The 10,877-nt window shown below is 57.2% G+C and carries 6 protein-coding genes and 2 pseudogenes; 4 read left to right on the top strand and 4 right to left on the bottom strand.

Features of this window, described 5'->3' with window-relative positions:
- Window positions 1-196, bottom strand: a pseudogene (locus F618_RS16455) (IS21 family transposase); the annotation flags it as partial.
- 156 nt (window positions 197-352) lie between these two features.
- Here F618_RS16455 and F618_RS15205 point away from each other — a divergent pair.
- Both F618_RS15205 and F618_RS0113920 read left to right on the top strand, forming a co-directional pair.
- Window positions 353-1,135: an AAA family ATPase gene (locus F618_RS15205; protein ID WP_019568926.1), complete on the top strand. Its 783-nt coding sequence runs from the start codon at window positions 353-355 to the stop codon at window positions 1,133-1,135.
- A gap of 706 nt (window positions 1,136-1,841) precedes the next feature.
- Window positions 1,842-2,171, top strand: a complete 330-nt coding sequence (locus tag F618_RS0113920) for a hypothetical protein (protein ID WP_019568925.1) — start codon at window positions 1,842-1,844, stop codon at window positions 2,169-2,171.
- Window positions 2,172-2,350: 179 nt separating this feature from the next.
- On the opposite strand, the gene F618_RS0113915 is transcribed toward F618_RS0113920, so the two are convergent.
- A complete protein-coding gene (locus F618_RS0113915) occupies window positions 2,351-4,063 on the bottom strand; it encodes a DEAD/DEAH box helicase (RefSeq protein WP_026331245.1) in 1,713 nt (570 codons plus the stop codon).
- Window positions 4,044-8,828 (bottom strand): DUF3883 domain-containing protein, encoded by a 4,785-nt coding sequence (locus tag F618_RS0113910; protein WP_026331244.1) that lies wholly within the window; start codon window positions 8,826-8,828, stop codon window positions 4,044-4,046. Before F618_RS0113910 ends, F618_RS0113915 begins: the two co-directional genes overlap by 20 nt.
- A 489-nt stretch (window positions 8,829-9,317) precedes the next feature.
- Between F618_RS0113910 and F618_RS0113905 the strand changes: the two genes are divergently transcribed.
- The gene (locus F618_RS0113905; RefSeq protein WP_019568922.1) at window positions 9,318-9,647 is read left to right on the top strand and encodes a MarR family winged helix-turn-helix transcriptional regulator; all 330 of its coding nucleotides are present in this window, start codon (window positions 9,318-9,320) and stop codon (window positions 9,645-9,647) included.
- Between the two features lie 41 nt (window positions 9,648-9,688).
- Here the strand turns inward: F618_RS0113905 and F618_RS16450 are convergent.
- Window positions 9,689-10,575, bottom strand: a pseudogene (locus F618_RS16450) (IS3 family transposase); the annotation flags it as partial.
- Between the two features lie 64 nt (window positions 10,576-10,639).
- Here F618_RS16450 and F618_RS0113895 point away from each other — a divergent pair.
- Window positions 10,640-10,877, top strand: a 238-nt coding sequence (locus F618_RS0113895) for a transposase (protein ID WP_019568828.1), incomplete at its 3' end; no start/stop codon positions are given.

Raw genomic sequence — 10,877 nt, 5'->3', positions numbered from 1 at the left:
CTTCGTCCCAGACCTCGGCAAACGGATCTGGGCGTGTACGCCAATCCCTCGACTTGCCGCCACCGACGGGCTCGCCGGCGTCAATCCGCCGGGCAGTGCGTTCAGAAATGCCGGCCTTGGCGGCCGCCGCCGTCTGCGTTGTGCCTTTGGATCGCTGTGTCATGAAGACTCTGACCTGTTGCTCGGTGACCGCCATCCCCGCCCCTTGTGGGTCGCATGGAAGAGCAGTCCAGCTTAGTGGCAACCGGCCAAAGTAGTTGTCGTCGACCGGCCAGAGTAATTGTCGTTAGATAACTGTTACCCGCCCGGACACCCGGAACGCACCAAGGGCCTAGAGGCGATAGGGAGTCGTGTGTTCATTCTGGACCGCGTTGGTGGGGACAACCGGCTGACGACGACGGTCGGCGGTGAGATCGAGCGCACCGAGCTCGCGGATCGCATCATTGCCACAGCGAAAGCGATGCCGGAGGCCCCGGTGCTAATTGTGCTGGACCCGCTGGCTCGTTTCGACGGTGGTGACCCAAACAGTAACGCCGACGGCACCCGACTAATCGAGACCGCCGAACACGTCCGCCGAGCGACAGGTGCGACGGTTCTTCTGCCCCACCACGTGAGCAAGGCGGGTCTTCGCGACTCCGAAGCAGGGCAAGAGGCAATCCGAGGTGCGAGCGGTCTGGTGGATGGGGCGCGCTGGGTCGGGCTAATGGCGACCCTTCGTCGCGATGAGGCGAAGAAATACAGGGTCGAGGCCGACGAAGCCAGCCGCTTTGTTCGCTTCACGATCGTCAAGGGTAATTACGGCCCGCCCTGGGAAGGCATGTGGCTAGAGCGCGGCGACGGTGGGGTCCTATACCCCACGAAGCTGAACCTGAGCCGAGCGAATGCGAGGCAACAACGCGCAGAAGAAACGTACCAGCGAGTGCTAGGCGAAACACGGGATCTGCTGCGCCGACATGGACCAATGAGCATCCGCCATATCCGCGACCATTACGCTGGGAAGAGCGGTGTCTTCCAGGCCGGGGAAAAGACGGTGCGGGAGGCACTCGACCGGGCGGTTGAGGATGGCGCGCTGATCTCCCGACCCTGCCCCAACGGCAACGGCAACCACCTGCACCTGGTGCCTGACGATAAATAGGGGGTGGGTTACCGGGGTAATGGGATACAGCGGGGTATTTACCCCACCACCCCACGAATTCCGCACCATGACACCATTTATCGTGGGGCACCATGGGGCACTTATTTTCCCGATGAAACGCCCGCAAGCCCCTGTTTCTTTGGGTGGGGTAGCGGGGTAAGTTCCTACCCCTACGGGGGCACTGGGGTAGTGCCCCACGGAGCAGCACGCTGCGGCATTCCCACTCCGCAGGCCCAGGACACCCAATGAACAGTGATATTGAAAGCCCCATCTCACTGATGCCGCCCGTACCGTTGACCGGCACCTCGACACCCGAAGTTCCATGCTTAAGTCACACGCCCGCATGGGCCCGGCCGCCGGCACATTCAAATGATTGATTTCCTTCCCAGCCTCTCCGCGCCACAGCCATCATCCTTCTCCAGCCGCCTCATGCCCTCACCCCACGTATAGAAACGCGCACGCGACCGCGCGTTTTTATGGAAAGATCCAACATGAAACTTTCCCAGACAACAATTAACATAGCTATCCTATTTTATTCTGGCGGCTGTCCATCTAACATAACCCTTAAATACGCAGAAATAGTCTCTATTAATTTCCAGAAAGCAGACGATGGAAAACTGCCGCACGACTGACTATCTTCCGAAGCCAAATCAAGCACACCATGACTTTTCCCAAGCAACCACGCACAAAAGGACCGACAACAGCAATGGAAACCGCTAACAACACACAAATACCTGAAATCCACATCTATGAATCCGCAGTGCCCGCGCGCTTCGGCAGCTATCAGCGTCGAGTGATCGAAGAGGGCCACCTGCCACGCATTCTTTCCGGAATGCGCGGCACTGCCCCCGAATTCGGCGGCAAGTACGCGAGGAGCCGATCCGCAGTGGAACAGTGGGTCCAAGAAAACTTGGGAATCCGAGCTGCCAAGGTCTTGGTCAATCGGCGATGGACGAAAGTGTGGACGGACTCGACCGGCCACTTCCCACTCCGCCTCCGCATCGTGAGCGCAGAGCAGAATGAAGACGCAGCGTAAGGGAAACGCCTAACAAAAGGCGCGCTCTGCTCTCGGTGCCCCGGTAACGAATATTCTGGCACCAGAATGCTAGCCCACCGCGCACGGTTCGACCTAAGCGAGAATAAATCCGGTCTCTCCGCCCCCTCAAGGGTAAAGAGGCGCACCAATGCATCCTAAGGGACTACCAATGGCCACACCTATTCGCGGAACGCTGCACAGGTTGCAGCCGTCCCGACAACGACCACTAGCGATTTCGCCCTACTCATCCCGACATAGATTAGTTCCGCGTTTCTAGCCCAATCGACCGTATCGAGTCCCCATAGAATCACGATTGGAGACTCCAGTCCTTTGAAGCGCTGAATCGTGTCGATCAGGATCTCGTCGCTGCCCCGACAACCTTCTTCAAGCCAGCCCGCCGGCTTCGGTAGAGGAAATCCTTTTAACGCATCGTAGTAATCGGATTTACGACGTGCGTCCGCAATCAAGACAGTGATGTCACCAGCCGAAACGCCCTGCCGAGCAACTAGGTCAACAATCCGCGAGTGAATCTTTCGCGCCTGGGAATCACGCCCCGGCGAGACCTCAAACTGAACATCGTCGCCATCGATATCGGGCGGGCCCACGGGCACTCCCTTGTAGTGCTTATACGCAGCACGATGAATCGGTGCGGTGTTTCTACAATTTGTTGTCAGCGTGAACGGCTCGTCACGTATCGGAAACGTGCCTGCACGTGCATAAATATTTTGGTTGTCATCGTAGAAGACATATAAAGGTGCGCGTTCGTAGTCCGACAACAAGAGTTCGAGTGGGACCCAGAACTCCTCGCGAAAGTCTTGACCCTCGTCGCATACGATCGCATCGTAGCGATCTGGGAGGACCTCCAAGGAATACGCTAAAGCATTGGGAAGCTGTACGTCGTAGAGACCTTTTCCGGGATAAGTCAACTTCGCCTCCGCAACCAGACCCCGGCCTGACGCCTTCTCGGCCTCTTCGACCTGTCGATAGCAGAGCTGGTGAAAACTCATTACGTCGAGGTTGCTCGTTCCGGCAGACAAGCTCGACAGGTGATCGGCTAGTTGTCTATTGTAACAAGTCAGAAGCGTCTTGAAGCCTTCCGACGCGAGGCGACGGGCTTTCTCGAGTGCCAGGACGGTCTTCCCGGTTCCTGCACCGCCGCTGACGGCCACCCTCCGATGTGCACGCAAGAAGTCAAGCACACGTAGTTGATCCTTTGTTAGTACCAGCCGTCGCGCCTCTTGCTCGGCAAGCCTCGACGCGACGAGGGGATCGACGGAAAACGATCTCGCAAATATCTCCCGGACTACGTCAATGCCTCGACGACCGATCGCTGTGAAACGACCAGCATCGTCACCCCAGTAGGCAAAGGCCGCTTTGATCCACGAATACGGGTCTTCAAGAGCTCGCGCTGAACCAATAAGTACGGCGGGCATATCCGGTCGGCTCAATGCTAGTGCGTCCCCAACGTCGGGGAAAAAGACGGTATGACCGCGAACCACATTACCTAGGCCCAGATCACGCCACCGTGGATGCTCGTTAAGTTTTGAGCGGATCGAATATTTGGCCTTAAGTGCCTGGGTGATGGGATTTTTTATGGGGTGTTTGTCTTTATTACGGTCTACCGAAAACCACTGACCAGTGCTGGCCTCGAATCCGATACCGCCACCTTTCACCTCGATACAGAGGTAGCCGTGATCAGGGTGGCAAATCAGAAAGTCTGTTTCTCCATCCCTCGCTTGCTCTTCCTCCCGACGCAAGATCCACCCGACCTGAAACAATACGACATAATCGCTCGGTAGTCTGTCCCTTAGAGCCCGGTATACTTTAGCCTCGGCTCGCGAGGGAAGATCGTTGAGTTGCGCTTCCGACAGCTCAGGAATCATCAAGCTCATCGGATTCTTCCTGAATACGCATACGGTACAGATTTAAGGTCAAATTCGGAGTTACCTGAGACTTCCCATCAAACAGGACCGTCAGTAGCTTCGTGTTCCCACGGATTTCGACATCCCGAATTTCTCCATAGCCCATGTCTTGATGCTGTATCCGAGACCCAGGGATAAACAGGGCAGAAGGATCGGCTCGCTCCTCCGTTACTGCATCCCGCCAGTTGCCGTCAAACATGAACGCTGTAACCTGCGTTGCCGGACTCTGGATGGGGTGGACACGTATGTTGTCTGGATCAGAGATGAACTCCGCCACATACAGCCAATAACGGTCTCCGTAGTCTTGGGCGTTGCTGAACTGGAGTCTAGATAGACCCACGCCGGTTTGGTTCCACTCCCCATTCACGCCCTTCACTTCAATGTACCGATCTTCCCCCGTTACTGGATTATGGCTGATGATGTCGTACCCAGGATGCGTTTGAGCCATCTGCTCCGGCACTCGGCCGCGCTCCCTTTCGTAGGTGCAAACCGCGTCTCGTGCAATAACCTCGACCGCCAGATTGTGGTCGGACAGCCCCCCCGTGTCATCAGCACCTGAGGAGTCTTCTTGTTTTTGGCGAACGTAGGACAACAGGCGTCGATCCCATTGTTCCTTGTGCTTAGCCCGTGACTTCTTCGCACGCTTCTGGCCTTGCCCAGAGACACCAATGGCGCCGGCTCTATTTTCGGAGTTATTTCTTTCGGTTGTGCCTTGGTGTGGGGCCTCTGGGCCTTCTTCACGGCCGATTCTCTCAGACTGTTCTTCTCCTGAGTGCACCCCCCCTCCTTCTTCCATTCGCCGATCCCAACCTCTGCTGCCGGACGAGGCATCGCCCTCGGGAGAACCACCTCCTGTGCCGTTCCCCCAATCGCTTTCCTTAGCTGTAGAGGGGTCTACCGTATCGCTCATCTCATCAAGGTCGGGCGACGTCAAATCCACCAGGCTGTCGTCCTGCACATCCAGATGCGGAATGCCGGCATCAGTTAGCTCGCGGTGGGCCTCCTCGACGCTCATGCCCATCAAGGGACGAACACTTAGCGTCATTTTCGAGATTTCGCTGCCTGACTCTTCCGGCATCAATTGGTGGAACAAGGCATTGAGGATGTGAGCCCAGCTCCGATCACCAACTGGACGCGCGAGGATTAGGCGCCCGTCCTCGAGGTCGTAGAACGCATCAGCAGGGGCCGGAGGAGCGATAGTCTGACCTCCCCCAACATGAACTGACGCTTGGATACGGACAACGTCGTAACTAACTGAAGTCAGACCCAAAAGCGATTTTTTTATATCCTTTCTGATCGTTGTCGGTTGGTCATAAAGCAATCGGACGAGGACGTCTATCCGGCCCATTAGCTTTTCGGCGATCGAAGACTCATCGGCTTCCGGACCGTCCACGAACTCGAGTGAAACCTGGGCGCTCTCACTTAGCCGTCTAACTCCAATATCTTCTATGAATGCCCAAAGATCCGTCGGCGGCTTGCATAATGCTTGATCGAGTTCCCCACCAAAGAAGCCCGCATGCCACTCGCTATCCTGGAGCAAGACTTCGTCCGGATGCGCCAATAGACTCTCTAAGTTCAAAACGGTTGGTGCTTCCTGCAGACGGCGCAGGTCGAACGGAGTCAACTCCTCATGCCCATAGGCCGAAGCTACGCTTCCCAGGCAGGCATCATAAACAGCACGGTCTGACCCAGTCAGGGGTTTGGACTGTTCGAAATACTCTTCGACAATGTCGAGCAAGATATCGACGAAATCTCGACCTTCCGGGGCATTTTTTACCCCGATTTCATCAAAGAACGGCTTGAATGGTTCGTAATTTCCTGGAATAGTGAAGGCGTAGCGTCCGAGTTGTTGTGGCTGCCAGTAGACCTGATTGGGACGAACGAAGGTCTTTTTGCTTTCTACGTAGATGCACCGTGACTCAGCGAGTGCTGCAATGAGTGGATCTGATCGTTGGGCACGCTCATTCAAGACTTGATACGTCAAGACATGGGGCTGCACCCCGGTTCTGATACAGTGCTGAAGATGGTCGATGACCAGCCGGGTCTCGGGACTGATCGAAATATCCAGCTCTTCCAGCAGCTCTGTTTTCAGGCGCCCCGTATTCCGGAAATCAAGAATATTGCCCTGGGAGCGGAAGGCGTCGGCTCGGTAAGGCGCGTACAGGGAGTCGGCTGTGTGCCATGCTTCTGTGTCCCTATCAGCGGGAAAACACGCAGCGTGGCGGAGATCATCGAGTGCATGCTGAAACGAGTTTTCCTCTCTCCAGTCTTCATAGTTGTCGCACAGGACGTAAAATGCTTCGCTGCTTGCGCGCTTAGCATCCTCGGTTGGAAAATGTTTCTCAGCAATGGAAAGCATTCTATCGACAAGGTGTCTGGCGATCGGAGAGCGTCGAACTCCCAAGCTGTCGATAAAAGAGTGCACAGATCGCGTATCGGGGATACGGCTGGAGTCCAGCCAAAGGTGGGGCGCATTGCCAAGCACCTTCTCAAGGTTCTCCGTACGCCGATATGTGCTGCCTGGACGCGACCAGCCTCCATCTTGCGTAGGAACTATCGGAAGCGATCCCAACAACCGACGAATGCCATCGTCGTTCACAAGTTCTGTGTGATCGGCAAGTTCGCCAATGAGCCGTGTGTACTTGGTTGGATCCAGCGGGCCGTCGTCATCGAAAAACGTCGGTAGAATGGTCCGCACAAACGCATCGATCGTCTGCGTCTGCACCCCCAGCTTCGCCGAAAGGAAATCCTTGACGGATTCTGTTAGGACAGATACATCCAGCAAATCTGCCTGACCGGTTGGATCTATGAAGTTTCCAGGCAGAAGCGCCTGATTGGCGTTGACGAAACCACGGGTAGATCTCCATATGGGTAGGTCGCGCAGCTTCTGATAGATCGCCTGTTCAACAGTTCCTTGATGGTCGAGGTCAGCGAAAAGTGAGTATAGGTTCCGCAGGTCCTTCGGGTCGACGCCGATGACTGCTTCCACCGGTTCGGTGGTGCACATCGAATCAACATGAGAAACCACCGCTCCGAGGTCGAGCACTTTGAGCAGCCGAGTGATCTTCGGGAACCCTACAAGGAGCCGCGTGGCGATCGCGAGTCTTGGCAGCAATACAGCAATACGATTGGCATCCAGTCCGACGGGGGCCGCGTAGGACTGATTGATGGTTACCGCAAACAGATCCTCTGTGACAACAAACGGCAGCGTCAGGAGTCGTTGCACTGGAGGATTCATATCCGGGTTAGCCGCTGCCGTCTCAGGGAGAAGGTCGTTGACGATGCTCCATAGTGGCTGGTAGAACTGCGCCAGCCTATTCTCGTCGACCTCCGTCACCTGAACTATTTGCTGCGCCTCCGCGGATTCCAGCAGCCCCACCAAGCGTTCCAGCGTCAGGATCGGAGCACCCAATTGGTTCATCGCTGTGTGGTACGGTCGCAGGTCTTCCGCGGGCAACCTGCCGCCGACCTCAAGAAGTGCCTTCGCCTGGTGTTCGTTGAGGGAGGTGCGAGGCAGGAATACACCGCTGGGGGCCTGAATGCTCCCGTCCTGGGTCGGGACGATATGTGCTTGTGCAGCCGTACCTTTTAGCCGCTCCCAGAAACGTTTGTAGCAAAACGGATGGCCCGTCCCTTTGGACCATAGGTCATATGCTCGGCCGAGCGTTTGCCATAACGGCACGTGGCCCAGCATTCGCCGTAAGCCTTCGGGGTCCCGAGCGAGTTCGGCCGCAGCCGCGTCGATAAGCATCTCGTTCCATGCCTGCTCGTGCTGGTGTCCGGCAAATATCACCGCCTTACGGTCGGCCTCGGGAAAAAAGTCTGCGTTGATGTGCAGGGGTAAACCTGTCGACTGCTCTGTTGGCAGAAATGCGTAGAGCAACCCCTCAACAAGTGGCTCGGGGTCGACTCGCAACCCTATGCTGATCTTGGCGCTGCGATGAAGGGACTCCAGTCTTGGATGTGTCGCATAGAGTTGCTTGGCGGTATCGGCTGCGTCAGCGCGAAGGATGTGCCAGTGCTCAACGTCGCCACTGGGCCGATAGCTGACGATGAGGTCGGAGCCTTCACTCCTGTCCAGGTCGCAAGCCAGCAGAAGTTGGCCGTTTCGTCGCACTTCAGCTTTCCGGACATGGCGGAGAAACAGCAGGCTTTTCCGCAGAACGGCCTGAAAGTCGTCTGCAAGCTGATCGATGTGGGCAGGACTGACGTGGGAGACCCCGAGCGCCAGCCGCGCCTCAGTATTGGGATCGTTTGCCCAAGGCAAAAAGAATGACGTGCCGTCAGGTTCTTCGAAGGGCTCGATAGACCATTGCCCTCTCTCGGGGTAGAGCGCCAGCTTGATGCCCGACGAGCGTATCTCGGGATGATCCGTGACCTGGTAGGTGGATACGAAGCCGATACCAAAGCGGCCGATATTCTCGCCACGTGAGAGCTTCCCGCCGCTGCCAACATCGGTTATGCGATGGTAATCGCACTTGTAATTGCCTTGGACAAGGAAACCACATGGCTCGTCGAGGTCACCGCAGTACGTGAACTGACCGCTGTTGCGCACCAGCAGACCGCGGTCCGTGATGTCAAACACGATCTCCTCAGCTTTCGCGTCGTCCGCATTCTGAATGAGCTCCAAAGCCATCACGTCGTAACCTTGGAGTCCGGCTAGATGACTTCGGATATTGCCAAGCAGGTTGGCGGTGTATGACCCAGTCGTCCGATATTGAGTTAGTTGGTCCATCTCCCACCCTGCTCTTTAATCGCTCACCCAGAGCACATTGTCATCCTGCGTCACCGTCAAAAGGCCCAAACACGGCAAGCGTAGCTTCCTTGTCAGGCGGGTGTGGCCTTCTTCCAAACTAGCCTTCGGAACTTGGGTCGAGTAGACCACTTCCTCACCGCACAATGCTAGGAATATTCGACACGATGAGACTGGTTCAGGGGGCCACGTGACCAGCGTAGACCCTGGTGTGCGGCCTTCTCCGGATTAGGTCCACGCATAATTGGCAGCGCCGAAAAAACGGTGACTGCCACCACTACCCAGGGCCTTCGACTCCGTTAACGCTCTCTAGACAGCGGGATCAATACCCGCGATCGAGGCGCTGGCGAGCGCTGGCCGACTACAAACCCCGTTGATCGAGGACTAGAAACGGCGGGGCACGAAAATGTAGCATCCACCATCGTCAACCAATTGATAATGCACTGAGAATACCACCAAAGAGGAGGAGGCGTGAAACGGTTCGACGTCAACCGCGTAATTCGACTTATGGAAGAATTTCGTAAGATCGACCCCGAAATGCCCACTCAGACGGCACAGGCTTTCCTGCTTGTAGCGGACCAGCCAGGCATCTCCATGAAGGTCATGAGCGAACGGCTGGGCATAGCTCAGTCATCCTGCTCCCGAAACATCGCGGTTCTCTCCGATTGGAAAAAGCACAAAGTCCCAGGCCACGGCCTAGTTGTGGCAATGGAAGACCCGGAAGAAAGGCGCCGGAAGGTCGTGTACCTGACCGAAAAGGGAAGAAGGGTCGCCAAGTCGCTGCAAGAGTTGGCAGGCTAGAAACTTCTGAGGCTGCGTGCTGAGATGTCGACTTCCCCGGATTAGGTCCACGCATAACTAGAGGTTTCCGGGGTGTGTAACTGCCGGTATTCGACCGGCGTCAGGTCCCCCAGCGAGTCGTGAGGGATGGTTTCGTTGTAGTCCTGCAGCCACTGCTCGGTGTGTTCCCGGACTTCGGTCAGCGTACGGAAGACGTAGAGGTCCAGGACCCCGCGGCGGTAGCTGCCGTTGAACCGTTCGATGAAGCCGTTCTGCATCGGTTTGCCCGGTTGGATGAAGCTCAGTTCCACGCCCCGCTACTCGGCCCAGTCGGCTGTCGCGGCCGAGACGAACTCGGGGCCATTGTCCAGGCGGAGTTGCTGCGGATAGCCCCGCCAGGCGGCAATACGCTCCAGCACCCGGATCACACGGGGTGCGGGCAGATTCAGATCGATCTCCACGGCCAGCGCTTCCCGGTTGAAGTCATCCACCACGTTGAAGGTGCGAAAGCGCCGTCCGTCCCATAGCGCATCCGACATAAAGTCCGCCGACCAGCCCACGTTCGGGGCTTCGGTCGACGCCAGGGGCCGTGGCTCCCGTGGTGGCAAACGGCGCTTGCCCTTGCGCCGCAGGTTCAGCTTCAGGGCGCAGTACACGCGCCAGACCCGCTTGTGGTTCCAGGGCATGCCCCGACGCCGGATTAGCTTGAACAGCTTGCCAAAGCCCCGCTCCGGATAGCGCTCCACCAGCTCCTGCAGTAGCACGATCACCGCATCGTCCCGGTCCGGTTGCTTGCGATACCGCACCACCGACCGCGCAACCCCGGCTGCCTGACAGGCCCGGCGCTGACTCAGCCCGTGGTCCTGCGTCAACGCAGTGACCACACGGCGCTTATCGTCCGGGCTCAGAGCTTTTTTGTGATTACGTCCTTCAGCGCCGTGTTCTCCAGGGGGGTTCTACCCCGTTAAAGCGGACACTTACGAGAAGGCCCATACTGGGCCGAAGGAGTGTTCATGTCGAAACGTAAACGTTACACCCCGGAATACAAGCGGGAAGCGGTGGAGTTGGTTCGTCGATCGGGCACAAGCTGCCGGCAGATTGCCTTGGAGCTGGGTATCAGTCCGACCCTGCTGACCCGCTGGGTTCGGGAGGCGGAGGCCGGGGCCAGCAAGGCCTTTTCCGGTACCGGGACGCCAAGGGATGAGGAGGTCGCGCGTCTGAGGCGCGATCTGGCCCGGGTGACCAAGGAAC

This window comes from Thioalkalivibrio sp. ALMg13-2, from assembly GCF_000381185.1.
GTDB lineage: Bacteria > Pseudomonadota > Gammaproteobacteria > Ectothiorhodospirales > Ectothiorhodospiraceae > Thioalkalivibrio > Thioalkalivibrio versutus.
Note: the sequence above shows the minus strand (reverse complement) of the source record. Positions and strands in the feature narration are given on the sequence as shown.

Coding starts and splice junctions, on each gene's coding strand:
- F618_RS0113920 (WP_019568925.1), top strand. CDS start 1,842: ATGGAAACCGCTAACAACACACAAATACCTGAAATCCACATCTATGAA.
- F618_RS0113915 (WP_026331245.1), bottom strand. CDS start 4,063: ATGAGCTTGATGATTCCTGAGCTGTCGGAAGCGCAACTCAACGATCTT.
- F618_RS0113910 (WP_026331244.1), bottom strand. CDS start 8,828: ATGGACCAACTAACTCAATATCGGACGACTGGGTCATACACCGCCAAC.